23 protein-coding genes are annotated in these 25,376 nt (G+C 69.2%); 12 read left to right on the forward strand and 11 right to left on the reverse strand.

The features are described 5' to 3' along the window. The first annotated feature begins 11 nt into the window (after positions 1–11). Positions 12–1,118: an acyltransferase family protein gene (locus ACYVF3_RS20420; RefSeq protein WP_461155827.1), complete on the forward strand. Its 1,107-nt coding sequence runs from the start codon at positions 12–14 to the stop codon at positions 1,116–1,118. On the opposite strand, the gene ACYVF3_RS20425 is transcribed toward ACYVF3_RS20420, so the two are convergent. The 4 genes from ACYVF3_RS20425 to ACYVF3_RS20440 form a co-directional block, all read right to left on the reverse strand. Then, positions 1,106–2,467 carry a S28 family serine protease gene (locus tag ACYVF3_RS20425; protein WP_461155828.1) on the reverse strand — a complete coding sequence of 454 codons (1,362 nt, stop codon included), beginning with the start codon at positions 2,465–2,467 and terminating at the stop codon, positions 1,106–1,108. The genes ACYVF3_RS20420 and ACYVF3_RS20425 overlap by 13 nt on opposite strands. A 233-nt stretch (positions 2,468–2,700) precedes the next feature. Beyond that, a complete protein-coding gene (locus ACYVF3_RS20430) occupies positions 2,701–3,636 on the reverse strand; it encodes a cellulose-binding protein (protein ID WP_461155829.1) in 936 nt (311 codons plus the stop codon). Between the two features lie 275 nt (positions 3,637–3,911). Continuing rightward, on the reverse strand, positions 3,912–4,487 hold the full coding sequence (locus ACYVF3_RS20435) for a TetR/AcrR family transcriptional regulator (protein WP_461155830.1): 576 nt from the start codon (positions 4,485–4,487) through the stop codon (positions 3,912–3,914). Between the two features lie 21 nt (positions 4,488–4,508). Then, positions 4,509–4,661 (reverse strand): hypothetical protein, encoded by a 153-nt coding sequence (locus tag ACYVF3_RS20440; protein WP_461155831.1) that lies wholly within the window; start codon positions 4,659–4,661, stop codon positions 4,509–4,511. Positions 4,662–5,014: 353 nt separating this feature from the next. Between ACYVF3_RS20440 and ACYVF3_RS20445 the strand changes: the two genes are divergently transcribed. The 3 genes from ACYVF3_RS20445 (at position 5,015) to ACYVF3_RS20455 (ending at position 9,784) form a co-directional block, all read left to right on the forward strand. After that, the gene (locus ACYVF3_RS20445; RefSeq protein ID WP_461155832.1) at positions 5,015–6,508 is read left to right on the forward strand and encodes an aldehyde dehydrogenase family protein; all 1,494 of its coding nucleotides are present in this window, start codon (positions 5,015–5,017) and stop codon (positions 6,506–6,508) included. A 159-nt stretch (positions 6,509–6,667) separates the two neighbouring features. Then, entirely contained in the window at positions 6,668–8,212 is a 1,545-nt protein-coding gene (locus ACYVF3_RS20450) for an APC family permease (protein ID WP_461155833.1), read from the forward strand. A gap of 18 nt (positions 8,213–8,230) precedes the next feature. Continuing rightward, on the forward strand, positions 8,231–9,784 hold the full coding sequence (locus tag ACYVF3_RS20455) for a GMC family oxidoreductase (protein WP_461155834.1): 1,554 nt from the start codon (positions 8,231–8,233) through the stop codon (positions 9,782–9,784). A gap of 270 nt (positions 9,785–10,054) precedes the next feature. Here the strand turns inward: ACYVF3_RS20455 and ACYVF3_RS20460 are convergent, their stop codons facing one another. Next, a complete protein-coding gene (locus ACYVF3_RS20460; protein ID WP_461155835.1) occupies positions 10,055–10,612 on the reverse strand; it encodes a helix-turn-helix domain-containing protein in 558 nt (185 codons plus the stop codon). A gap of 49 nt (positions 10,613–10,661) precedes the next feature. Here ACYVF3_RS20460 and ACYVF3_RS20465 point away from each other — a divergent pair, with 49 nt between their 5' ends. Then, positions 10,662–11,828: a benzoate/H(+) symporter BenE family transporter gene (locus ACYVF3_RS20465; RefSeq protein ID WP_461155836.1), complete on the forward strand. Its 1,167-nt coding sequence runs from the start codon at positions 10,662–10,664 to the stop codon at positions 11,826–11,828. Between the two features lie 43 nt (positions 11,829–11,871). Here the strand turns inward: ACYVF3_RS20465 and ACYVF3_RS20470 are convergent, their stop codons facing one another. Beyond that, positions 11,872–12,507: a cyclase gene (locus ACYVF3_RS20470; RefSeq protein ID WP_461155837.1), complete on the reverse strand. Its 636-nt coding sequence runs from the start codon at positions 12,505–12,507 to the stop codon at positions 11,872–11,874. 345 nt (positions 12,508–12,852) lie between these two features. On the opposite strand from ACYVF3_RS20470, the gene ACYVF3_RS20475 reads away from it, so the two are divergent. From ACYVF3_RS20475 to ACYVF3_RS20505, 7 genes are all read left to right on the forward strand, one after another. Next, the gene (locus tag ACYVF3_RS20475) at positions 12,853–13,536 is read left to right on the forward strand and encodes an HAD family hydrolase (RefSeq protein ID WP_461155838.1); all 684 of its coding nucleotides are present in this window, start codon (positions 12,853–12,855) and stop codon (positions 13,534–13,536) included. Further along, entirely contained in the window at positions 13,533–14,570 is a 1,038-nt protein-coding gene (locus ACYVF3_RS20480) for a phosphotransferase family protein (protein ID WP_461155839.1), read from the forward strand. The genes ACYVF3_RS20475 and ACYVF3_RS20480 overlap by 4 nt, the downstream gene beginning before the upstream one ends. A gap of 3 nt (positions 14,571–14,573) precedes the next feature. Next, the gene (locus tag ACYVF3_RS20485) at positions 14,574–15,788 is read left to right on the forward strand and encodes an acyl-CoA dehydrogenase family protein (RefSeq protein WP_461155840.1); all 1,215 of its coding nucleotides are present in this window, start codon (positions 14,574–14,576) and stop codon (positions 15,786–15,788) included. Positions 15,789–15,899: 111 nt separating this feature from the next. Beyond that, positions 15,900–16,655, forward strand: a complete 756-nt coding sequence (gene fabG, locus ACYVF3_RS20490) for a 3-oxoacyl-ACP reductase FabG (RefSeq protein WP_461155841.1) — start codon at positions 15,900–15,902, stop codon at positions 16,653–16,655. A 5-nt stretch (positions 16,656–16,660) separates the two neighbouring features. Then, positions 16,661–17,839: an acyl-CoA dehydrogenase family protein gene (locus ACYVF3_RS20495; protein WP_461156016.1), complete on the forward strand. Its 1,179-nt coding sequence runs from the start codon at positions 16,661–16,663 to the stop codon at positions 17,837–17,839. Then, on the forward strand, positions 17,836–18,933 hold the full coding sequence (locus ACYVF3_RS20500) for an acyl-CoA dehydrogenase family protein (RefSeq protein WP_461155842.1): 1,098 nt from the start codon (positions 17,836–17,838) through the stop codon (positions 18,931–18,933). The genes ACYVF3_RS20495 and ACYVF3_RS20500 overlap by 4 nt, the downstream gene beginning before the upstream one ends. After that, the gene (locus ACYVF3_RS20505; protein ID WP_461155843.1) at positions 18,930–19,382 is read left to right on the forward strand and encodes a MaoC family dehydratase; all 453 of its coding nucleotides are present in this window, start codon (positions 18,930–18,932) and stop codon (positions 19,380–19,382) included. Before ACYVF3_RS20500 ends, ACYVF3_RS20505 begins: the two co-directional genes overlap by 4 nt. A 131-nt stretch (positions 19,383–19,513) precedes the next feature. Here the strand turns inward: ACYVF3_RS20505 and ACYVF3_RS20510 are convergent, their stop codons facing one another. The 5 genes from ACYVF3_RS20510 to ACYVF3_RS20530 form a co-directional block, all read right to left on the reverse strand. Then, positions 19,514–21,070, reverse strand: coding sequence for an AbgT family transporter (locus tag ACYVF3_RS20510; protein ID WP_461155844.1), 1,557 nt, complete (start codon positions 21,068–21,070; stop codon positions 19,514–19,516). Positions 21,071–21,349: 279 nt separating this feature from the next. Further along, a complete protein-coding gene (locus ACYVF3_RS20515) occupies positions 21,350–21,967 on the reverse strand; it encodes a TetR/AcrR family transcriptional regulator (protein ID WP_461155845.1) in 618 nt (205 codons plus the stop codon). A gap of 45 nt (positions 21,968–22,012) precedes the next feature. Then, positions 22,013–22,717: an SDR family oxidoreductase gene (locus tag ACYVF3_RS20520; protein ID WP_461156017.1), complete on the reverse strand. Its 705-nt coding sequence runs from the start codon at positions 22,715–22,717 to the stop codon at positions 22,013–22,015. A gap of 61 nt (positions 22,718–22,778) precedes the next feature. Then, positions 22,779–23,531, reverse strand: a complete 753-nt coding sequence (locus ACYVF3_RS20525; RefSeq protein WP_461155846.1) for an SDR family oxidoreductase — start codon at positions 23,529–23,531, stop codon at positions 22,779–22,781. A gap of 17 nt (positions 23,532–23,548) precedes the next feature. Then, the gene (locus ACYVF3_RS20530; RefSeq protein WP_461155847.1) at positions 23,549–25,219 is read right to left on the reverse strand and encodes an AMP-binding protein; all 1,671 of its coding nucleotides are present in this window, start codon (positions 25,217–25,219) and stop codon (positions 23,549–23,551) included. Positions 25,220–25,376 lie beyond the last annotated feature (157 nt).

The following is a 25,376-nucleotide window of genomic DNA, read 5'->3' on the forward strand; positions in this document are numbered from 1 at the left end:
AGGTAGCGAGCGTGCACGAACTGACCTCCACGCGCGCCGGCCGCGTCTCAGCCCGGAGCAACCGGAAGGTCAGCTGGGACATCGTGCGCACCGGCTGCGTGGTCCTGGTGATGCTCTACCACGCGACCCACATGAGCCGCGTGACGCACCCGGAGCTCTCCCCGCGAGGACTCGTCTTCCCGTACCAGGTCGGCGCGAGCATGCTGCTGGTGATCTCCGCGTACTTCGCGGCGGCCACCATCGGACGCGGCAGCGTGTGGCGGTACTGGTGGAAGAGGATGGCCCGGCTCGTCCCGCCGTTCGTCGGCGCGGTGCTGGTGATCTGGCTCGTCCTCCGGTTCCTGCGGCCACCCAGCTGGGTGGAGCCCAGCGGCCGGGACCTGGCCGACCACCTGCTGATGCTGTGGAACTGGAAGCCGTTGGACTACGCCTTCCTCGACGGTTCACATTGGACGGTCCCGCTGCAGCTGATGGGCTTCTCCTTCGCCGCGGCGCTCTACTCGACCAGGTGGGGCCACGGCACCAAGCTCCCGTGGGTGCTGTGGGCGGCCGTGCTGCTGCCGCTCGCGCAGTGGCACCTGCGCATCTCCGGAGCGCCCGAGACCTACCGGATGCTCGTGGACGGTTTCGGCGCGCACCGCTGGCACCTGTTCGTCGCCGGGGTGGCGATCTGGATGGTCGCCACCCGGCGCCTCTCGCGGACGCACTTCGCGCTGCTGCTGGCGAGCTGCATGTTCGCCCAGGTCATGCACAACTTCATCCGCACCCCGGAGGGCGTGCTGGACTGCGACTGGGGCTCCACCGCAGGCGTCTGCCTCGGGCTGCTGGTGCTGACCCTGGTCGCCTGCGGTCCGGACTGGAAGCTCCCGCCGCAACTCGCCCGGGCAGTGACCTGGTTCGCCGGGATCTCCTACGGCGTGTTCCTCAGCCACCAGACCATCGGCTACATCCTGCTGCACTACCTGGACACCAGCGGCGTGCCGCCGCTGCTGCAAACCGCGGCGATGCTGGTCACCGGCACCGCCGTGGGATGGGCGCTGACCAAGGTGGTCGAACGCCCGGCCCACGACTTCCTGCTGCGCCTCTACGACCGGCAGGCCGCGCGTCAACGCGGGTGACGCTCCAGCGGCTGGTGGTCGATCCGCGTGCTGCGCAGCGCCGGGACGTCGACGCCCGCCCAGCGGCGGACCGTGGCTTCGGCCTCGCTGCGCTCATCGGCAGGCAACCCGGCGATCTTGGCGCCGTGGTTGGCGCCCGGGACCAGGTAGCCGTGCGAGTCGTGGCGGCCCGGCTCGAAGGGCTCCGCGCTCCACGGGTCGTTCTGCCCGTTGACGAACATCAGCTGCGAGCCCTGACTGCGCACCCAGGTGTCGACCTCGCGCATGACGCCCGGCTCGAACTCCATCGGGATCTCGCGCGGGACCAGGTTGCGCGGCTGGCTGAGGTCGCGGTGGTGCAGCAGGTCCGCCAGCGGCTCGTCGGAGACGCCGGGCCAGCCCAGCTGGGTTCCCGCCTGGTAGTAGTACGGCGCGTAGGGCTCCATGCCCTGATCGGTGTAGAAGGCGAACTCGACCGTCTCGTCCAGGAACCGGTAGATCTCGTCGGTGCTCGCCGTCGGCGCGGGGACCTGCCCGCAGTCCTGCTGGCCGCGGTACTGCCAGAAGCTCCACGGCGCGTCGAGCACGACCAGTTCCAGCCCGCGATCGATGTCGCCGATGATCCGGTCGAAGGTCATCCCCTGCGCGTCGGCGAACGCCTGGAACCGGGCGATCATCTCCGGTCTCCGGATCAGCGCCTCGCGCTGCAGGGCGGTCAGGGACTCCCGGCAGGCTTGATCGGTACCGACTGAAGAGAGGAACCGGTCGTAGGCGTCACGATCGTTGTCCACATCGTTCGGTGCGACGTACGCAACGGTTCCGTCCACGTCGTCCGGGTAGAAGTGGCGGTGGTACACCGCTGTCATGCCGCCCTTGCTCGCACCGGTGGTGATCCACTGCTTCTCGTAGACACCGCGCAGCGCCGAGATCACCTCGTGCTCATCGGTGGCGGCCTGCCAGATGTCGAGATCGTTCCAGTCGGCCGGTTCCGGGCGCGACGGCGTGAAGAAGCGGTGCTCCAGGTTGATCTGGTTGCCATCGACCAACTGCGTCGGCTCGGTCCGGTTGGCGCTGGCGGGCAGCTCGTAACCGGTGGTGTAGAGGACCGAGGGCCGAGCGAGGTCGCGGTGCAGCAGGGTGAGCCGCTGCTGGAAGGAGCCCGCGTCCGGGTGCCGGTGGTCGGCCGGCTGGGTGAAGGTCAGGTCGAACAACCGGAAGCCCGGTTCGGTGGGCCGCTCGCCCACCACCGTCAGGCCGGGCACGTCGTCCAGCCGCTGCGCGACGGAATCCGCCGGAGCCGCGCCGGCGGGCATCCCGACCAGCACCATCGCGCAGGTCACAGCGGTGGTTCCCCATCCGCGCCAGTTCATCCGACCTCCCGGTGAGCACAACGATCGGAGCAATCTAGCCACCCGAGCGAACCACCGGGAAGCGCGCGGCGAGTTCTCGACACCGTCCGCCGCGCGCAGCAGTGGGCCGCCCGCCGAACGCGCGGCGAGCGGCCGGGGACTGTCGTGTAGGTGGGGGAAGTTTTCATGAAAACTTCCCTCACCCCTCCTCCACCCGGGGCGCGCGTGCGTGACCCGGGTGCTGCTGGAACTCGTCAGACGGTCGCCTCGGCCTCCTGCGGCAGCGGCTCCTCGTCCCGCTGCTTGGGCACCTCGACGTCCGATTCTCCATTGTGGACGGTATCGGCCACGTAGGCGTCCGAACCCTCGGTGTCCGAACCGGTCTCGGTGGCCACCAGGAACGGCTCTGCGTTGCCGAGGATCTGCTGCGCGGCACGCACCTGCTCGGCGAGCTGCTGCCTGGTCCGGTGCATCGTCGCCGAGTACTCGTCGGCGCGCAGCACGCGGCGCTCTCCCTCGGCCGTGGCCTCGCGGACCCGGCGCTGCGCCTCGTCGCGGCTGGCCTGCTCCCGCTCGGCGAGGATGCGCATGGCCTCCTCGCGACGGGCGGACATGGAGACCTCGAAGTCGTGCTCGACCTGGACGCGGCGGTCCTCGGCCTCGTTGTCGAGCTGCCTGCGCTGCCGCTCGGCCTCCCTGGCCATGTCCTGGACCTCGGAGCGGGTGCGGGCGATCATCTCGTTGCGCTGCTGCTCGGACTGGCGACGCCACTCGTCGGCCTCGGCGACGAGCTTCTCGTAGCGGTTGCGCAGCTCGGCGGCGGCCTGCTCGGAACGGGCCCACTCGTGCTCGGACGCCGCCTGAGCGCTGGCCACGATCTCCTTGGCCTCGTCCTGGGCGAGCCGGACCATGCGGCGCATCCGGTCGGACAGGGCTTCGGTCGAGATGGGCTCCTGCGCCTGCGCGTCGAGCTCCGCCTTGAGCTCCTCGACCTGCGCGCGCGCCTGGTCGAGCTGCGTGGACAGTTCGTTGACCTGGCTCAACGCCGAGTCCCTGTCCTCGGTGACCAGCCGCAGCTCAGCTTCGGTCTGCTGGATGTAGAACTTCACCTGCGAACGGCGGTATCCGTACCAAACGGTGTCGAAATCGGCCTTCAGCGGTACCAGTTCGCGGTCTTCGATGTGCCCCACGGTCTCACCCCACCTGAGTTGATCAATTGTGCTGGGAGCGAGCCACGCCCCGACGCGGCAAGTCCGCGCTCGCACCGGAGATTCATCCGGTGATGCGTCTCGCCGAGCCGAAAACCGACGACTACGACGACATCACCGACACCGGTGCCACACGGATCGCTATGCCTACATCTTCCTCGCCGAGCGCATTGAGATCAACTGCCCTGATTCCAGTGCAATCCAACGGACATCCGATGTTGACCATCCGGACACCGACCCTGAAATGCCTGTTGGAATCAGGTTTTCGCACCCGGTTGCAGCATCCGCCGAAAAGTCATCTCGATTTCGTCTCGGCTCGGCACCGATTCCCGGACGATCCCCTGCAGCTGCCAACCGCAGAACAGCACCGACAGGGCGCGGCCGGTCGACTCGTCGGTGTAGGAGGCGAACAGCTCGGCCAGCCAGGTGTCCCACTCCTGGCTCACCTGCCGCAACGCCGGCTTGTGCAGCGCGGCGATGTAGAGCTGGTGCTCGACCGCGGTCTGCGCGCGAGCCGGCCCGAGGTAGTGCAGGACCAGGTCGGTCAGCGCCTCGGCGAGGTCCTGGCCGGATTCCAGCTCGGCCGCCCACCGGCGCATGTGCTCGACGTCGTCCTCGGCGGCCTGGCGCAGAGCGCTGGCGAGCAGGTCATCGAGGGTGGCGAAGTAGTAGGTGGTGGACCCGAGCGGGACACCCGCGGCAGCCGCCACGCTGCGGTGCGTGAGCTTCTCGACGCCGCGGTCGGCCACCACCTCGATCGCGGCGCGGGCGATGCGCTCGCGGCGATCGGGGTCCTTGCGTCGAGCGGGCGGCGCGGGCTGGGTGGTCGACATGCGCTCGGTGTTCCTCCCCTGTCACAGCGCGTGAGCGAGTTCCGGCATCCGGGTGGCGAGCGGTTCGGCCGTGCGGTGATCGGCCCGCGTCCGGGAGATCCAGCTTGCCACGTCCGCCCCGATCCCGATGCGGTCCACGTCACCGGCACCGCGTTTGGCCAGTTCATCGCGCATTTTTCCAGGACTTCGGCAGATCCTCGACACCCGATGATGTACAGATGTACACGCCTGGTGCTAGGGTCCTCTCCCGGCACCGCGGCCAATCGTTTCCGCGCGGCAGGAAATGCGTCGCGCGGAATGCGGAAGAAAACGCGCCAGATCGCCACCGAATGGGCCACCAGGAGGTGAATTCGCGGACCGAATAGTGCGGACGACGCGCACCATTCGGCGAATTGCTCCGCATCACCAGGTGCGGATTTCGTGTGGCGACGAATCGGCGTCCGCCGCATTGTGAACCAGCCGCCTCTCGCGAGGCGTGTTCATGATGGCCGCCAAAGCGGACACACGAGCGACAAACGGGGAAAGTCATGCCGCAAGCAGACAATTCGGGGCCCACGCTGTACATCGACGGCACATGGGTCCCGGCCGCCGACGGCCGCACCCGGCAGATCCACTGCCCCGCCGACGGACGGCTGGTCGCCACCGTCTCCGAAGGCGGCCGGACCGAGGCCGAGCAGGCCATCGCCGCCGCTCGCCGGGTCTTCGACGAGGGTTCCTGGTCCACCAGCTCGGCCTGGGACCGGGGCGACCTGCTGCTGCGCGTCGCCGACCTCCTCGTCCGCGACAAGGACGAGTTCGCCCGAGCCGAATCGCTCGACACCGGCAAGCGCCTGGTGGAGAGCGAGTACGACATGGACGACATCGCCGCCTGCTTCCGCTACTTCGGCAAGATGGCCGGGACCGACGCGGGCAGCCTCATCGACACCGGCACCCCGGACGCGATCAGCCGCGTGCAGTACGAGCCGGTCGGCGTCTGCGGCATGATCACGCCCTGGAACTTCCCGCTGCTGCAGGTGGCCTGGAAGGTCGCGCCGGCCATCGCCGCCGGCGACACCTTCATCCTCAAGCCCAGCGAGCTGACCCCCTCGACCGCGATCCTGCTGATGCGCGTGCTGGAGGAAGCCGGACTGCCCGCGGGCGTCGGGAACCTGGTGCTGGGCGCCGGAGCCGAGGTCGGCTCGGTGCTGGCCGAACACCCCGACGTAGACCTGATCTCGTTCACCGGTGGACTGCACACCGGCCGGAAGATCTCGGCGATGGCCGCGCCGACAGTCAAGAAGGTCGCGCTCGAACTGGGCGGCAAGAACCCCAACGTGGTCTTCGCCGACGCCGACTTCGACACCGCCGTGGACTTCGCGCTGACCGCGATCTTCCTGCACTCCGGGCAGGTCTGCTCCGCGGGCGCCCGCCTGATCGTGCAGGACGAGCTCCACGACGCGCTGGTCGACGAGATCGTCCGCCGCGCCGAGCAGATCCGCATCGGCGGCCCGTTCGACGACGACGCCGAGACCGGCCCGCTCATCTCCGCCGCGCACCTGGAGAAGGTCGACGACTACGTCGCCAAGTCCGTCGCCGAGGGCGCCGTCCTGCGCACCGGCGGCAAGCGCCCCGAGGGCGAGGGCTACGCGGACGGGCACTACTACCTGCCCACCGTTCTCGACGAGGTGCAGCAACGGACCTACGCGGTGAACGAGGAGTCCTTCGGTCCCGTGCTGACAGTCGAGCGCTTCACCGACGAGGACGACGCGGTGCGCATCGCCAACGACACGCACTACGGCCTGGCCGGCGCGGTGTTCACCTGTGACCCGGCCAAGGCCCAGCGGGTCGCCAACCGGCTGCGCCACGGAACCGTGTGGATCAACGACTTCCACCCCTACCTGCCGCAAGCCGAGTGGGGTGGCTTCAAGCAGTCCGGCATCGGACGCGAACTCGGCCGGGGCGGACTCGGCGAGTACCAGGAGGCCAAGCACGTCTACCAGAACCTGCGGCCCGGTCCGCAGAACTGGTTCTCCTCGAAGTAAGGAAGGAATCTTGTGCCGGTGCGGTGGCCGGACGCGCCACCGCACCTCCCGCAAACAGCTTGTGGGAAGCGGGATTTCGCGCTACGCAAACAAACCAACCCGGTTCGCCCCGTCTGCCGTCCCCGGCGGGTGCGGTCGGCCGGGGAAGGAGTTCGGGGCATGAGCGCGCCCACCAGTCACGACGCCGGGCTCAACGAGTTCGGCTACACCAACAAACTGAAGAGAAGCCTGGGCAGTTTCCACACCTTCGCCGCGGGCATCAGCTACATCTCGGTGCTCACCGGCACCTTCCAACTGTCCTACTTCGGGATCGGTTTCGGCGGACCCGCCTACGTGTGGTCCTGGCCGATCGTGTTCCTCGGGCAGTTGCTGGTGGCGTTGAGCTTCGCCGAGCTGGCGTCCCGCTACCCGATCGCCGGGTCCGTCTACAACTGGGCGAAGAAGCTCGGCGGTCCCCACGTCGGCTGGCTGGCCGGCTGGATGATGCTGCTGGCCTCGATCGTGTCGATCTCGGCGACGGCGCTGGCGTACCAGAACACGCTGCCGCAGATCTGGGCCGGTTTCCAGATCATCGGTGATGGCGCCGACGCCACGGACTCCGCGGTCAACGCGGTCCTGCTGGCGCTGGTGCTGATCCTGTTCACGACGCTGGTCAACGCCTACGGCGTGAAGCTCATGGCGCAGATCAACTCCACCGGTGTGTTCATCGAGCTGGCCGCCGCGGTTCTGCTGATCATCGCCCTGGCGCTGGTCATCGTGAACCCGCCGACGATCGTCCTCGACACCAACGGCACCGAATCCGCCTACGGCGGCAGCTATCTCAGCGCCTTCCTCGTCGCAGGCATCGCCTCCTCCTACGTGATGTACGGCTTCGACACCGCCGCCTCGCTGGGTGAGGAATCGATCGACCCGCACAAGAACGCACCTCGGGCGATCCTGCGGGCGCTGATCGCCTCGTTCGTCCTCGGCGGTCTCATCCTGCTGTTCGGCATGATGGCCACCCGCGACTTCAACGCCCCGGAGCTGGCGGAGTCCGGCCTGCAGTTCGTGCTCAGCGATGCCCTCGGCCCGTTCGTCGGCAGGCTCTTCCTGCTCGCGATCTTCGTGGCGATCACCGTCTGCGTGCTGGCCGTGCACACCGCCGCGATCCGCATCATGTTCGCGATGGCCCGCGACAACGCGCTGCCCGCCGGCAAGCTGCTGGCCCGGGTGAGCCCCCGGTTCCAGACCCCGGTCGCCCCCGCGGTGTTCATCGGCGTGGTCGCGATCGTGCTGCTGCTGGTCAACATCGGCCAGCCGCAGATCTTCACCGCGATCACCTCGCTGGCCATCATCCTGATCTACATCTCCTACCTGCTGGTGACGATCCCGATGCTGGTCGCGCGACTGCGCGGCAAGTGGAAGCCGGTCAAGGAGGAGGGTCGCTTCAGCCTCGGCAAGTGGGGCCTGCCGATCAACGTCCTGGCCGTGCTGTGGGGCCTGGGCATGTCGACCAACCTCGCGTGGCCGCGCAAGGACGTCTACAACGCCGAACCGCCGTTCCACTGGTACCTGCAGTACAGCTCGGTGCTGTTCGTCGGCATCGCCGCGGTGGGCGGATTCGCCTACTACTGGTTCGTCCAGCGGCACAAGGTCGGCGTGCTCGCCGACCACGCCGTGTCCGAGAAGGATGCCGAAGGCGACGAGAACACCTCCCTCGTCTGAGTTCTGAAAGGAATGACCATGACCGATCAGTTCGACTACGTCGTGGTGGGTGGCGGTAGCGCGGGTGCGGCTGTGGCGGCCCGGCTGTCGGAGGACCCCGGCACGACCGTGTGCCTCCTGGAAGCGGGACCGTCCGACGTCGGCGACAGCAACGTCCTCGAACTCAAGAAGTGGATGGCGCTGCTGGAGTCCGGGTACGACTGGGACTACCTCATCGAGCCGCAGGAGAACGGCAACTCGTTCATGCGGCACGCCCGCGCCCGGGTGCTGGGAGGCTGTTCCTCGCACAACTCCTGCATCGCGTTCTGGGCACCGGCCGAGGATCTCGACGAGTGGGAGTCGATGGGCCTGCCCGGCTGGAGCTCGGCGGACATGTTCCCGCTGTACAAGCGGCTGGAGACCAACGACGGACCGGGCGAGCACCACGGCCGCGGCGGCCCGGTGACCATCCGCTCGGTCCCGCCGAAGGACCCGACAGGTGTCGCGCTGCTGGAAGCCTGCGAGCAGCAGGGCATTCCGACCACCGAGTTCAACTCCGGCACGACGGTCACCCACGGCGCCAACTGGTTCCAGATCAACGCCAAGCAGGACGGCACCCGGTCCTCGTCGTCGGTGTCCTACCTGCACCCGATCATGGACCGGCCGAACCTGGAGATCCGCACCAACGCCTGGGCCAAGAAGGTCACCTTCGACGGCACGCGCGCCACCGGAGTGGAGTACCTCAGCGACGACCTGATCCACTCCAAGACGATCTCCGCTCGCAAGGAGGTCGTGCTGTCCACCGGTGCGATCGACACGCCGAAGCTGCTGATGCTCTCCGGCATCGGGCCGGCCGAGCACCTGCGCGAGTTCGGCATCGACGTGCTGGTCGACTCCCCCGGCGTCGGTTCCACCCTGGAGGACCACCCCGAGGGCGTGATCAGCTGGGAAGCCAAGAAGCCGATGGTGGAGGACTCCACCCAGTGGTGGGAGATCGGCATCTTCACCCGGACCGAAGAGGACCTGGACCGGCCGGACCTGATGTTCCACTACGGTTCCGTGCCGTTCGACATGCACACCGTGCGGCAGGGCTACCCGTCGTCGGAGAACGCCTTCTGCCTGACCCCGAACGTCACCCGCGCGCGCTCCACCGGCACGGTCCGGTTGCGCAGCAGGGACTTCCGGGACAAGGCCAAGGTCGACCCGCGCTACTTCACCGACCCGGACGGTCACGACATCCGCGTCATGACCGAGGGCATCAAGCTGGCCCGCAAGATCGTCGCGCAGTCGGCGATGCAGGAGTGGGCCGGCGAGGAGCTCTTCCCCGGCGAGGACGTGCAGACCGACGACGAGATCGCCGACTACATCAAGCGCACCCACAACACCGTCTACCACCCCGCGGGGTCGGTGAAGATGGGTGCGGCCGAGGATGTTTCGAAGCCGCTCGACCCGCGCCTGCGCGTCAAGGGCGTCGAGGGCCTGCGCGTCGCCGACGCCTCGGTGATGCCGTTCCTGGTGGCGGTGAACCCCAACATCACCACCATGGCCATCGGCGAGAAGTGCTCCGACATGCTCAAGCAGGACAACGCCTGAGCAGTCACGAGGCGGGTGTCCTCGCAGCCGCGAGGACACCCGCGCCGGGCCCCTGAACCGCCCCGAAACGGCCAGGTGCTCACCCCCGGGAAGTCCCTCCGGTCCCCCGTCCCGGAGGGACTTTCACCTTTCTGTGGTGGGGTGGAGTGCCTGGGGTGGGGAAGTTTTCATGAAAACTTCCCCACCCCAGGCGCTCCACCCCGACCACGTGGGGGTGCTCGAAGTTCGAAACCCCGTTCATTCCCTGCCCGGTGTGCGCTTGCGGGAAGTTCAGGTCGGGTAGCGCATGACGAGGGTGGCCGTGGTGGCTCCGTCCGGGGCTTCGTAGACGTGCGGGACCGTGGCGTCGAAGCGGATGTAGTCGCCCGGCTCCAGCCTCCGCGGGTCCGATTCCGGTCCGGTGATGAGGGTTCCGGTGTGGACGTGCAGCTGCTCGATGACCCTGGGGTGGTGGGCCGGAGAGGTGTGGCTCGTGCCCGCGCGGATGTGCAGGCGGTAGATCTCCAGGCGGGTCCGGCCGTCGTCGACGCTGTCCAGCAGCTCGACGTCGGCCGCGCGGCCGGAGATCTCCGGCCCGGCGGCGCGGTGGACGTGGAGGGGCTCCTCGGCTCGCTCCTCGGGTTCGGCCGCCAGGAGCCGTCCGAGCGGCAGGCCGAGCACCGTGGCCAGCGCGTAGAGGGTTTCCAGGGTGGGGTTCCGGTTCCCCGATTCGAGCTCGGACAGCGTGCCCTTGCCGATGCCCGCCTGCCTGGCCACCTCCGACAGCGACAGCCCGCGCCGGGTGCGGGCCGCGCGCAGGTTCTCCCCGACGAGCTTGACCGGTTCCACGGGCACCTCCTAGCATTCCCATCGTTCCATATACAGAACGGATGGGCTCGTGCAGTTGCGTCAGCGGTTACCCGCCGCACCGGTCTCCACCTTGGTCGCCGGGGCCATCACCACCCTCGTCGGGGTGGTGAGCTCGGCCGCCATCGTCTTCGAAGCCGCCCGAACGCTGGGAGCCGCACCCGCCGAGATCTCCTCCTGGATCCTCGCACTCGGCCTGGGCATCGGCGTCACCTCCATCGCGCTGTCGCTGCGGACCCGCGCGCCGATCGTGCTCGCCTGGTCGACACCGGGCGCGGCGCTGCTCGCGGCGAGCGGCCACGGCCTGACCATGCCGGAGGCGATCGGCGCGTTCCTGCTGGCCGCGCTGCTGTCGCTGCTGGTGGGCGTGACCGGGCTGTTCGAGAGGGCGGTGAACCTGATCCCGCCCGCGATCGCCGCAGCACTGCTCGGCGGCGTCCTGCTGCGATTCGGCATCGACCTGTTCACCACGATGCGGGAGGAGTTCGCGCTGGTGGCGGCGATGCTGGCCGGCTACCTGCTGGGCAAGCGCTTCCTGCCGCGCTACGCGGTGCTGATCAGCCTGATCATCGGCCTGCCCGGGACCGGCTTCGCAGGCACCCTGCGGGCGGGCGACATCGACCTGGCCACGGCGACGCCGGTGTGGACGTGGCCGGACTTCTCGGTGCACTCGGTGGTGGGCATCGCGATCCCGCTGTTCGTGATCACCACGACCTCGCAGAACCTGCCCGGTGTCGTGACGCTGCGGGCCCACGGCTACACCACGCCCATCTCACCGGTGCTGTCCTGGACCGGCGCGATGAACGTGCTGCTGGCACCGCTGGGCTGCTTCGGCATCAACCTCGCGGCGATCACGGCCGCCCTGGCCATGGGCCCCGAAGCCCACGAGGAACCCGCCCAGCGCTACAAGGCGGCGATCACCTCGGGCGCGCTGTACCTGGTCATCGGGATCTTCGGCGCGACGCTGGCGAGCCTCATCGCGGCGTTCCCCGGGGCGCTGATCGCCGCTCTCGCCGGGATCGGCCTGCTCGACACGATCGGCAGCTCGCTGGCCAAGGCCACCGCCGACACCGACAGCCGGACCGGCGCGCTGATCGCCTTCCTGGTCACCGCGTCCGGCATCACGGCGTTCGGGATCGCCTCGGTCTTCTGGGGCCTGGTCGCCGGGATCGCCGCCCACCTGATCACGCGCAGGTGAGCGGCGGGGACGCGATGCGCCCCCGCCGTGGAAAGCTCCTGCGTCAGCCGATCGTGGTGGTGGTCAGCGTGGGGTTCGGGTTGGGGAAGCACGCCGACGGGACGTCGACGTCACCGATGATCGAGGACACGACCGCGGTGAAGGTCAGGCCCGGGTCTTCGTAGCTGGTCCCCGCGAGCTTGGTCTCGATCGTGCCGGACTCGCCCGCGGTGAGGTGCACGGTGATGGTGGGGAGCTCGAACTCGCTGCCACCGGCGATCGGACCGTCGAGGTGCACGGTGGCGACACCGTTCTCGACGTTGATGGTCGGCGGGTTCGGGCCGAGGTTCGAGCCGCCGGCCAGGTCGGCCGAGACGTAGGTGGAGTTCGCCGGAATCGGGAGTCTCAGGTCGAACCCGGCGACCTCCTTGACGGTGTTGCCGTTGACCTCGCCCGGGATGGTGTTCACGGCCGGGTCGACGACGACGTCGAAAGCCGCTCCGGGAGCGACGGTCTCGGGCGCCGAGACATCGGTGCTCTGCGCGAGGGTGAACTGCTGGGCGCCCGTCGGCGCATCACCCTGGCAGTCGAAGTTGACCTCGAAGGGAGCAGCCATGGCCTGGGGAGTCATGGTGAGGGCTGCGGTGGCGGCGAAGGCGGCCGCGATGGCGGCGCGCTTTCCACTGAGGACGGACTTCATTGGCCTCTCCTGCACACTCGATGGAAGTCGAAAAGTGCTGTCCGCGCGGTGAATTCGTAACCTACCGACGAGTAAAACGCTGGTCAACGAGGATGATTTTGCCGAAGTTACCACCTTTGACGCAGCGTGAGCGGATCGCGCGGGAGGGGCCTGCGCAACCGCCATCCCGATGAACACCGGCCACCCAGGTGGACCCGCGACGCGGAGGAGAACCGTCGGATCGTGGACGCGGGGTGATCGCCCGCCTCCATCCGCGCTCGCGCACATCACCCCGCAGCGCAGGCGCGACGGGGTCCGCGAACTGGGGCTAGCGCGACATACCGTCTAGTCGGTACGGTCCTGTTCATGGGTTCCAGTGCTGCCACCCCGACCGTGCGCGCGGTCGTCTTCGACTACGGAGGCGTGCTGACCACACCCACGCGCGACTCGATCAACGCCTGGCTGACCGAAGAGCGGATCCGGCCGGAGCTGTTCTCCGCCGCGCTCAAGGAGTGGCTCTCCCGCGACGCGCCCGCAGGCACGCCCGTGCACCTGCTGGAAACCGGTGAGCTCGACGCCGATGGCTTCAACAAGGCGATGGCCGACCGGCTGCACACCCTCGACGATCAGCCCGTCTCCCCCGACGACCTGCTCGGACGGCTCTTCGCGCGGATGCGTCCCGAACCGGCCATGCTGACCCTCGTGCGCGACCTGCGGGAACGCGGGATCCGCACCGCACTGCTGTCCAACAGCTGGGGGAACATCGACGCCTACCCGTGGGAGCAGCTGACGGGACTCTTCGAGTCCACCGTCCTGTCCGGCCGGGTCGGGCTGCGCAAGCCCGACCCGCGCATCTACCGGATGAGCCTGGACGAGCTCGGCCTGCCCGCCGAGCAGACCGCCTTCGTCGACGACGGCGCTCCCAACGTCGACGCCGCCCGCCACCTGGGCATGCACGCCGTGCTGCACACCGGCCCGGCGGAGACCCGAACCCGGCTGGCCGCGCTGCTGCCCGCCGGATCCGCACCACTGGACGAGGAGATCAGGTGAACGCACCAGAGCCCGACGAGCTGCCCGGCCTCGACCTGCACCGGCTGCGGGCGTACCTCGACGTCGAGACACCCGGTCTGGTGACCGGCGAGCTCACCGGCGAGCTGGTGCAGGGCGGTCGCTCGAACCTGACCTACCTCGTCAGCGACGGCACCGGGCAGTGGGTCGTGCGACGCCCACCGCTGGGCCACGTGCTGGCGACCGCGCACGACATGAGCCGCGAGCACCGGATGCTCACCGCCCTCGCCGGAACGCGGGTCCCGGTGCCGCGCACCGACGTGCTGTGCCAGGACGACTCCGTGCTCGGCGCCCCCTTCTACGTGATGGAGTACGTGCCGGGCACCGTCTTCCGCGCGCCCGAGCAGACCAACCGGCTGAGCACGCAGCAGCGCGAGGACCTGTCGTACCAGCTCATGGACGTGCTCGCCGACCTGCACTCGATCGACCCGGCCTCGGTGGGGCTGGCCGAGTTCGGCCGCCCGGAGGGCTTCCTGGAACGCCAGGTCCGCCGGTGGACCAAGCAGCTCAAGGCCTCCCACAGCCGCGAGGTCGACGGCATCGACGAGCTCTCCCAGCGGCTCGCCGACCAGGTCCCGACCACCGGCCGGGTGGGCATCGTGCACGGCGACTACCGGCTCGACAACGTCATCGTCGGCGACGACCAGCAGATCAAGGCCGTGCTCGACTGGGAGATGGCCACCATCGGCGACCCGCTCACCGACCTCGGCCTGCTGGCTGTCTACTGGGAGGGCTTCAGCGGCCTGGAGAACAACCCGATCGCCAAGGGAATCGGCCCGGAGTACGGGTTCCCCAGCGCCGAGCAGCTGTTCACCCGCTACGCCGAGCGCAGCGAGCTCGATCTGTCCGATGTGAACTGGTACCTGGCGTTCGGCTACTTCAAGATCGCGGTGATCCTGGAAGGGATCCACTACCGCTACATCCACGACCAGACCGTCGGCGAGGGCTTCGAGCACGTCGGCGGCCTGGTCGCTCCGCTCGTCGCGCAGGGCCTGGCGACCCTCAAGGAGGCATGAGAGATGGATTTCGCGTTCGACGCACGGACCGAGGAGCTGCGCGGTCAGCTGCTGGAGTTCATGGACTCGCACATCTACCCCGCCGAGCCGGTCTTCGCCGAGCAGCTGGGCGAAGCCTCCGACCGCTGGGCCGCGCACCCCCCGGTCATGGAGGAGCTCAAGGCCGAAGCGCGAAAGCGCGGTCTGTGGAACCTCTTCCTTCCCGGAGACCACGGCGCGGGGCTGACCAACCTGCAGTACGCACCGCTCGCCGAGATCATGGGCCGCTCCGGCCACCTGGCGCCGGAAGCCACCAACTGCGCGGCGCCGGACACCGGGAACATGGAGGTGCTCGCGCAGTTCGGCACCGAAGCGCAGCAGAAGCAGTGGCTGCAGCCGCTCCTGGACGGTGAGATCCGGTCGGCGTTCTGCATGACCGAGCCCGACGTCGCCTCCTCCGACGCGACCAACATCGGCACCCGCATCACCCGCGACGGCGACCACTACGTCATCAACGGCCGGAAGTGGTTCTCCTCCGGAGCGATGAGCCCGCGGTGCAAGATCCTGATCGTGATGGGCAAGACCGACCCGGAGGCCGAGCGGCACCGCCAGCAGAGCCAGGTGCTCGTGCCCAAGGACACCCCGGGCGTCGAGATCCAGCGCAGCATGAACGTCTTCGGCTACGACGACGCCGACCACGGCGGTCACGCCGAGATCGTGTTCAACGACGTGCGGGTGCCGGTGGACAACGTCATCTCCGGCGAGGGCGAGGGATTCGCGATCGCCCAGGCGCGGCTCGGCCCCGGCCGCATCCACCACTGCATGCGCGCCATCGGCATGGCCGAGCGGGCGCTGGAGCTGATGTGCCGGCGCACCTCCGAGCGGGTCGCGTTCGGCAAGCCGCTGGCCGACCAGGGCGTGGTGCAGCACTGGATCGCCGAGTCCCGGGTGAAGATCGAGCTGGCCCGGCTGCTGGTGCTCAAGACCGCGTGGCTGATGGACACGGTCGGCAACCAGGGCGCGCACACCGAGATCCAGTCGATCAAGGTCGCGGTCCCGGAGATGACCACCTGGGTCATCGACCGCGCCATCCAGGCCCACGGCGGTGGCGGCGTCTCGCAGGCGTTCCCGCTGGCGGCGCTCTACGCTCACGCCCGCACGCTGCACCTGGTCGACGGCCCCGATGAGGTGCACCGCCGCTCCCTGGCCCGCCGCGAGCTCCGCAAGTACAAGAAGTAACCCACCACCCCTCTCCCCCGTTACCCCAACGAACCCCGAACCCGCGGACACCCGGAGAGCTCCGCGCGGGCCGGGGCAATGTGAACCGCACAGAGCAACGAGGAGTTGTCCATGGTTGAGAGTCGTGTCGCGATCGTCACCGGTGCCGCTCGCGGGATCGGTGCCGCCACCGCGAAGAGGCTTGCCGAGGACGGGTTCGCCGTCGGCGTCATCGACCTCGACGAGAAGCAGTGCGCCGACACCGTTGCGGCGATCGAGTCCGGCGGGGGCAAGGCGCTGGCCGTGGGCTGCGACGTCGCCGACGCCGAGAAGGTGCAGACCGCCGTCGACCGGATCGCCTCCGAGCTGGGCTCGCCGACGGTGCTGGTGAACAACGCCGGCGTGCTGCGCGACAACATGCTGTTCAAGATGTCCGAGGACGACTGGGACATCGTGATGAGCGTGCACCTGCGAGGCTCGTTCCTGATGGCCCGAGCCGTGCAGAAGCACATGGTCGAGGCCAAGTGGGGCCGGATCGTGAACCTCTCGTCGACCTCGGCGCTGGGCAACCGCGGTCAGGCCAACTACTCCACGGCCAAGGCCGGGCTGCAGGGCCTGACCAAGACGCTGTCCATCGAGCTGGGCAAGTTCGGCATCACCGCGAACGCGATCGCGCCGGGCTTCATCGCCACCGACATGACCAAGGCGACCGCCGAGCGCGTCGGGGTCTCCTTCGAGGACTTCACCACCGCCGCGATCTCGCAGATCCCGGTCGGGCGCGCCGGTGCGCCCGAGGACATCGCCAACACGGTGTCCTTCTTCGCCGACGAGCGCTCCGGCTTCGTCTCCGGCCAGGTCATCTACGTGGCCGGCGGACCGAAGGCGTGACCGGAGTGGACGCCACCGAGCTGCGCGGCCGGGTGCAGGAGTTCCTGGCAGCGCACTCGCCGGAGACCACGGACCGGCTGGAGTTCCTGCGCGCCCGGTTCGACGCCGGGCTGGCCTGGGTGCACTTCCCGGAGGGCCTGGGCGGTCTGGGCGCGGCCCGCGAGTTGCAGGCCAACGTCGACGCCGCGTTCGCCGAGGCGGGCGCGCCGGACAACTCCCCGCACATGAACGTCATCGGGCTGGGCATGGCCGCCCCGACGATCCTGCGGTTCGGCAACGCCGAGCAGCACGCGCGCTACCTGCGCCCGCTGTGGACCGGCGAGGAGATCTGGTGCCAGCTGTTCAGCGAGCCGGGCGCCGGCTCGGACCTCGCAGCGCTGTCGACCAAGGCCGTTCGCGACGGCGATGACTGGGCCGTCGACGGCCAGAAGGTGTGGACGTCGCTGGCGCACGAGGCGCGCTGGGCGATCCTGGTGACCCGGTCGGATCCCGACCAGCCCAAGCACAAGGGCCTGACCTACTTCATCTGCGACATGACCGCGCCGGGCGTGGAAGTCCGCCCGCTGCGGCAGATCACCGGCGAGGCCGAGTTCAACGAGGTCTTCCTCTCCGGCGTGCGCATCCCCGACTCGCAGCGGCTCGGCGACGTCGGCCAGGGCTGGTCGGTGGCGCTGGGCACGCTGATGAACGAGCGCGTCGCCATCGGCGGTCGCACGCCACCTCGCGAGAGCGGTCTGATCGGCGCTGCCGCCGAGCAGTGGCGGGAACACCCCGAGAAGCGCACGCCGGGGTTGCACGACCGGCTGCTGGAGCTCTGGGTGGAGGCCGAGGCCGTGCGGCTGGCCAGCATCCGGCTCCGCCAGCAGATGGCCGTCGGGGAGCCGGGTCCGGAGGGTTCGGCGATCAAGTCGGCCTTCGCCGAGCTCAACCAGCGGCTCACCGGCTACCAGCTGGAGCTGCTGGGCGAGGAAGGTCTGGCCTACGACGACTGGACGTTCCGCCAGCCCGAGTTCACCGACTTCACCAAGCGCGGGCCCGGTTTCCGCTACCTGCGCGCGAAGGGCAACACGATCGAGGGCGGCACCTCCGAGATCCTGCGCAACGTCATCGCGGAGCGGGTCCTGGGACTGCCTCCGGAGATCCGCACCGACAAGGACAAGCCGTGGAAGGAGCTGCCGCGATGACGGACCTGCTCTACACCGAGGTCGAGGAGGACCTGCGCTCAGGAGTGCGCCGGATCCTGCGAGACCGCTGCGACTGGACGGCTGTCCTGGCCCGCGTCGAGAGCGACGAGCCCTACGACCTGGACCTGTGGCGGTCGCTGGCCGGTGAGATGGGCCTGGCGGGACTGCTGGTGCCCGAGGAGCTCGGCGGCGCCGGTGCCACGGCCCGGGAGCTGGCGGTGGTGGCCGAGGAGATCGGCCGCGCGGTCGCACCCGTCCCCTTCCTCGGCGCGGTGCTGGCCACCACGACGCTGGTGGGCTGCGCGGAGCGGGATGTGCTGCCGCAGCTGGTGGACGGTTCGAAGGTGGGCACGGTCGCGGTCGGTCTGACCACCGTGCCGCACGCACAGTTCCCGCGGTCGGTGAAGGCCGCCGACTCGACGCTGACCGGCACCGTGTCGGCCGTGGTCGACCTCGAAGTGGCCGACCACGTCGTGGTTCCGGCGGTCGACTCCGACGGTTCGGCGCTGTACCTGGTGGACGCCTCCGCCGCGACGATCACGCCGGCCACGCCGCTGGACCTGACCCGCCGCTTCGGCACGCTCGTCCTGGACGGCACCGCAGGCGTGCGCATCGCCTCCGGCGCCGATGCGGAGCGCGTCCTGAGGCAGGCGCTGGTCACGGCGGCGGGAACGCTGGCGGCCGAACAGGTCGGCCTCGCGCAGCACTGCCTGGACACCACCGTCGAGTACGGCAAGACCCGCTACCAGTTCGGCAGGCAGATCGGGTCGTTCCAGGCCGTCAAGCACCGGCTGGCCGACCTGTGGACCAAGATCAGCATGGCGCGCGCGGTGTCCCGCAACGCCTCCGACGCCCTGGCCGCCGGCACCGAGACCGAACTGGCGGTGGCGATGGCACAGGCCTACGTCTCGGACCTGGTGGTCCGCGCGGCCGAGGAGCACCTGCAGCTGCACGGTGGCATCGGCATGACCTGGGAGCACCCCGCGCACCTGTACCTGGGCCGTGCCAAGAGTTCCCAGCTCACCTTCGGCATCGCCGAAGCGCACCGCGCCCGGATCGCCGAACTCGTCGACCTTCCAGGAGGAAGCGCATGAAGGTTTTCGCCAGCAAGGACGAGATCCTCGCCGCCAAGGGCGAGAAGCTGGGCACCAGCGAGTGGCTGACCATCACCCAGGAGCAGGTCAACACGTTCGCCGACGCGACCCACGACCACCAGTGGATCCACGTCGACGTCGAGAAGGCCCAGCAGGGACCGTTCGGCACGCCGATCGCGCACGGCTTCCTCACGCTGAGCCTGCTGCCGAAGCTGAACTCGGAGACCTTCCGCGTCGACAACGTCAGGATGGGCATCAACTACGGGCTCAACAAGGTCCGCTTCCCCTCCCCCGTCCCGGTCGGCGCGCGGGTGCGCTCCACGACGGAGCTGATCGACGTCACCGAGATCGAGGGCGGTCTCCAGCTCGCGGTCAAGGCCACGGTCGAGATCGAGGGAGCCGACAAGCCGGCCTGCGTGGCGGAGTTCCTCTCCCGCGTCCTGCTCTAGCACCACTCGTCGAGGTGGTCGGGTGGGGGAAGTTTTCATGAAAACCTCCCCACCCCATCCCACCGCAGATCACCACGTTCACCCCGGGGTGGGGGGAAGTTTTCATGAAAACTTCCCCCACCCCGGGTTCGTCAGGGTCCGATGTGGATGCCCATGCCCGGCCCCAGCGGGAGGTCGGCGAAGTAGAAGACGGTCATGACCAGCGCCCACAGCAGCCAGAACGGGACCACGAAGGGCACCATGCGGGCGACCAGGGTGCCGATCCCCGCGCTCGGCTCGTAGCGGCGCAGGTAGCTCAGGATGATGATCATGTACGGGTTCAGCGGCGTCATGATCTGCGTGGCCGAATCGCCGACCCGGAACGCCGCCTGGGCGAAGCCCGGCTCGAATCCCAGCAGCGCGAACATCGGCACGAACACCGAGGCCATCAGCGTCCACAGGCTCGATCCGGAGATGATGAACAGGTTCAGCACCGAGGCCAGCAGCATGAACCCGAGGAAGGCCGGATAACCGTCCAGGTGCAGGCCCTGCAGCGCCTCCGCTCCCGAAACCGCCACCAGCGAACCGAGGTTCGTCCAGTTGAACAGGGCGATGAACTGGCCGAGCATGAACGCCAGGACCAGGAACCCGGACAGGTCGCGCAGCGCCAGCGCCATCAGCCTCGGCACGTCGGCGGCGCGCGTGACGGAACCGGCCTTCGCGCCGTAGGCGATGGCCGGGACGGCGAACCCGAAGAAGATCAGCGTCGTCACCGAGTCCAGCAGCGGCGAATCCGGCAGGAACCCGCCGTCGGAATTGGCGAGCGGCGAGTTCGGCCAGAGCACCAGCAGCAGCACCAGCGCGGTGGCGACCAGGAATGCCGCCCCGGCCCACAGCAGGCCCCGCCGCTCGGGGGTTCCCAGCTCGACCCGCAGGTCTTCGTCCTGCTCGCCGTCGGCGGCCTCCCGCGGAACGCCGGTGCGGACCAGGCGAGGCTCGATGAGCCGGTCGATGAGCAGACCCGCGAGCAGTCCCAGCAGGATCGCCGAAACGGCGTTGAAGTAGTAGTTCGACACCGGGGTGACCAGGGTGCCCGGGTTCGGCAGGGTCTCGGCGACCTTGTTGCTGACCCCGGAGAACAGCGCGTCCAGGCTGGTCACCACCACGGACGTCGAATACCCGGCGCCGGTCGCGGCGAACCCGCCCAGCAGGCCGGCGACCGGGTGACGGCCCGCCGCCTTGAACACGAGCGCCGCCAGCGGCGGGACGATGATCATCGAGGAGTCGGCCATGACGCTCGCGCTCACGCCGACCAGACCGACCGCGTAGGGCAGCACCGAACGTCGCGCGTTGCCGAAGGACGCCCTGATCAGCGCGGTGAGCATACCGGTGCGCTCGGCCAGGCCGACCGCGAGCATGATCGTGACGACGGTCTCCAGCGGCGGGAACCCGATGAAGTTCTCCGCCATCTTCGTGAACAGGAACTCCAAGCCCTCGCCGGTGAAGGCGCCGCGGATCGGCGTCGCCTTCTCGGAACCGGGGATGGTGACCGTGACGCCGAACGCCGATATCGCCGTCGACACGACGGCGACCAGCAGGAACAGCAGTCCGAACAGGATGAACGGTTCGGGGAGCTTGTTGCCGATCCGCTCGATCAGGTTGAGCGCGCGGTCGAGGCGCGGTGAGCGCGCCGCTTCGGTCTCGGTCATCGTCGCCTCCAGCAGCCTCGCAGGACCACTGCGGCAGCCAACACGCCCGGGGGCTCACAGCACAAGACCCGAAAACCGAATGAAACCCCACCTCAACTCAAGCCCCCGCCGAGACGGTCGCAGCAGCACCCCAGTTTTAGTCATAACCGAGGGGCTTTCGTGCCCGAAATGTCCGCTCAGTTAGGACTAAAACTGGGAAATGCCGCGCTTCGGGAGACCCGAACCCAGGACCTCCAGCGCGGGAGGGCAGGACGCGAGGTGGGGCGGGAAATGCGGGGGTTAGGGGCGGAGGGAGTCGAGGAGGAGGTCGGCGAACTGCTCGCCCACCTCCTTGCCGGTGAGCTTGCCGTCTTCGCGGAACCAGGTGCCGAGGTGGTGCACGGCACCGAAGAAGTAGTCCACCACCAGGTCCGCCGACTTGTCGGTGCGGAACACCCCGGTGGCCTGGCCTTCCTCGATCAGACCGCGCACCCGCTCGTGGTAGCGGCGGCGCTCGGCGCGCACCTCGGCCTGCTTGTCGGCGTGCAGCAGGTGCATCGACCTGAAGAAGATGATGGTGTCCTCCAGGTTGGCCGCCGTGGTCGCCACGACGTCCGAGGCCGCCGAGTGCAGCCGCGCCCGGACCGGGGAGTCGCTGTCGGCCGCGATGTCCAACCGCGCCTGCTGGTCGCGCAGCACCCGGGCGTAGATCTCGTAGAGCAGGTCGTCCTTGGAGCCGAAGTAGTGGTACATCGCGCCCTTGGTGACGCCCGCGGCATCGACGATCTGCTGCACCGAGGTCGCTTCGAAGCCCTGCTCCGCGAACAACCGGGTGGCCACGGCCAGCAATCGCTGCGGTACCGGTTCGGTTCCCGCCTCCGCAGCGTGGGACGTGCGTGCGTTGGCCGAGCGCGCCATCGTTCCTCCCCTTGTCGATGCCCTCCTGCAAGCGTAGACGGGCCGCTACCCGACCTTGCGCTGCAGCTTGCGCATGCCCGCCTGCCACCGCTCCGGCTGGGCCGCGCGCAACGCGTAGTAGTCGGCGACCTCCGGGTGCGGCAGGATCAGGAACTCCTCACCGCCCAGTTTCTCCGCCACGAGCTCGGCGACGTCGACGGCCTCGATGGCGGTGGCGCCCATCAGGATCCGCCCGGTCTCGCCGGTCGCCTCCAGCAGCTGGGTGCGCACGCCCTGCGGGCACAGCGCCTGCGCGGTGATGCCCTTGTCGGCGTAGGTGATGCTGAGGTACTCGGCGAAGGCGACGGCGGCGTGCTTGGTCACCGAGTACGGCGCGGACCCGAGCATGGTGAGCAGCCCGGCGGCCGACGCGGTACCCAGGAAGTGGCCCTTCCCGCGCTCCAGCCAGTGCGGCAGCACCGCCCGCGCCGCCCGCACGTGGGACATCACGTTGACCTCCCAGGAGGCCGCCCAGGCGTCCTCGTCGGCCTCCGGTCCGCCGTTGCGCCCGATTCCGGCGTTGGCGCAGAACACGTCGATCCGGCCGTGCTCGGCCATCGCCGCGGAGACCAGATCCGCCACGCCCTGCTCGCTCGCCGCGTCGCCGGGCACGGCGATACCGCCGACCTCGGCCGCGACCGCGGCGACCGCGTCCGAATCGAGGTCCCCGAGAACCGGTTTCGCGCCGAGCGCGGCGAACTTGTGCGCCATGGCGGCGCCGATGCCGTTCCCGGCACCGGTGATCACCACGACCGAATCGGACAGGTCCACCTCACATCCCGCCCTTCAGCGTCGCTCCGCCGTCGAGCACCAGGATCTGCCCGGTGACCCAGGACGCCTCCTCGGAGAGCAGGAACGCGGCCGCACCGGAGATGTCCGAGGGAATTCCCAGGCGCCCCAACGGGTATCCGCTGGCGACCTCGGCCTCGTTGTCGGCGTAGAGGGCGGTGGCGAACTTCGTCTTGACCACGGCCGGGGCGATCGCGTTGACCCGCACCTTCGGGGCGAGCTCCACGGCCAGCTCCTGGGTCATGTGCGCCAGCATCGCCTTGGTCGCGCCGTAGAAGCCGATGCCGGGCGCGGGGTTGAGACCGGCCACCGAGGACACGTTGAGCACCGAGCCGCCGTGCTCGGCCATCCCGGCTCGGAACACCTGCTGGGTCCACGACAGCGCGGCGAGCACGTTGACCTGGAAGGTCTTCTCCGCGACGGCGTGGTCGAGGTCGATCATCGGGCCGTAGGCGGGGTTGATCCCGGTGTTGTTGACCAGCAGGTCGACCCGGCCGAATGCCTCAACGGTCTTGGCGACGGCCTCGGCCTGGTGCTCCAGGTCGTCGGCCTTGCCCGCGATGCCCAGCGCGTTGCCCTCGCCGAGGCCCGCGACGGCCTCGGCCAGCGGCTCCGGCTTGCGCGCCGTGATGGTGACCTTGGCGCCCTCGGCGACCAGCCGCTCGGCGATGGCCAGCCCGATTCCCCGGCTTGCACCGGTCACGATCGCCACTCGCCCGTCGAAACGCTTGCTCAATGGTTCTTCCTTCCGTGTCACTCGCCCGCTGGCGTCGTGTCGCGCAGTTGTCGGCGCAGGATCTTCCCGGTTGCGGTCTTCGGGAGTTCGTCGATGATCTCGACGCTCCGCGGGTACTTGTAGGCGGCCAGCTGCCGCTTGCAGTGCTCGACGAGCTCCTCGCCGGTGACGGTGCTGCCGTGGGCGAGGCTGATGAACGCCTTGACGGTCTCGCCGCGGTAGTCGTCGGGAACGCCGACGACGGCGGCTTCGCGCACCGCGGGGTGTCCGTAGAGGACGTCCTCGATCTCGCGCGGCCACACCTTGAAGCCGGAGGCGTTGATCATGTCCTTCTTCCGGTCCACCACGTAGAACCAGCCGTGCTCGTCCATGAACCCGACGTCGCCGGTGCGCAGCCTGCCGTCCTGGATGCCGGCCGCGGTCTCCTCCGGCTTGTTCCAGTAGGCCGGGACCACCATCGGCCCCTCGATGACGATCTCACCGACGTCGCCGACCGGCAGGTCCGACCCGTCCTCGTCGATCACCCGCAGCACCGCGTTGTAGGTGGGGATCCCGACCGCGAGCGTGCCCGAGGCGGCGTCGACCGGGGCTTCCAGACCCAGCGGCACGGAGGTCGCGGTCGCGGTGGTCTCGGTGAGCCCGTACCCGTTGCGGATGTAGAGGCCGAAGCGCTTCCGGAACGCCTCGACCACCGCCGAGGGCAGCGGCGCTCCTCCCGAGTGGACCATCTTCAGCGACGCGAAGTGCTCGGCGGAGACCTCGGGGTGGTTCATCAGCGCCATGTACGCCGTGGACGGACCGACCATGAACGCGGCCCCGTGCTCGGCGAGGGCGTCGAGCACGACTCCGGGCTCGAAGCGGTAGGCCAGGTCCAGCTGCCTGGCGGCGGCCAGCGCGGCGGCGAACTGCACGACCAGGCCGGTGATGTGGAACAGCGGCGCGAGCGCGAAGATCCCGCCGGGGGTCTCCTCGTCGAGCCGCAGGGCCGTGCCCTCGGCGTTGAACACGACGTTGCCGTGGGTGTTGGTGGCGCCCTTGGGGACGCCGCTGGTGCCCGAGGTGTAGACCAGCAGCGCGATGTCCGATGCGGACGGGGAGACCGCGGGCGGGCGCTGCCCGGCGTGGGCGCGGGCCGCGGCCAGCAGGTCGGCGCACCCGGCCGCGGGCCTGCGCTCAGTCCTGGCGAACAGCCGCTGGTCGTCGCGGGTCTGGAGGTCGAGTTCGCTGGTGGTGACGGCGATGTCGATGCCCAGCGCGGTCGCGACGCCGCTGACCACGTCGTGCCAGCCCCGCTCGGAGGAGATCACGGCGGTCGGCGCGGCGTCGCCGAGGATCTTGGTGAGCTCGTGCGTCCGGTACATGGGATTGAGCGGGACGACGATGGCGCCCACCTTCCACCCGGCGAGCACGGCGATGGCGAACTGCGGCACGTTCTGCAGGTAGACCGCGATCCGGTCACCACCGGCGACGCCGCGATCGATCAGGTGGCAGGCCAGCCCGTCGCTGAGGTCGTCGAGCTCGGTGAAGGTCAGCCGCCCGTCGAAGTAGGTGAGCGCGACGTCGTCGGGGTGGTCCCGGACGGTGTCGGCGAGCAGGTCGAGCATCGTGGCGTGCTCGGGCTCGATCTCGGCGGGCAGATCGCCGTCGTAGAGCTTCAGCCACGGCCGTTCGTCGTACACGCTGCCCAACGCGCCACCTCCACTGTGAGACCGACCAGTCGGTACGTCTAAGTCAACGATCGATCGGCGCTCCCGTCAAGAGGCGATTCGCCGACGATCCGCAGTCGCCCGAGCCCTCCCGCCGGGTGATCACGCACTCGGACGCCGCAACGGCAAGAAGCCGGTC

Source organism: Saccharopolyspora tripterygii, from assembly GCF_054778355.1.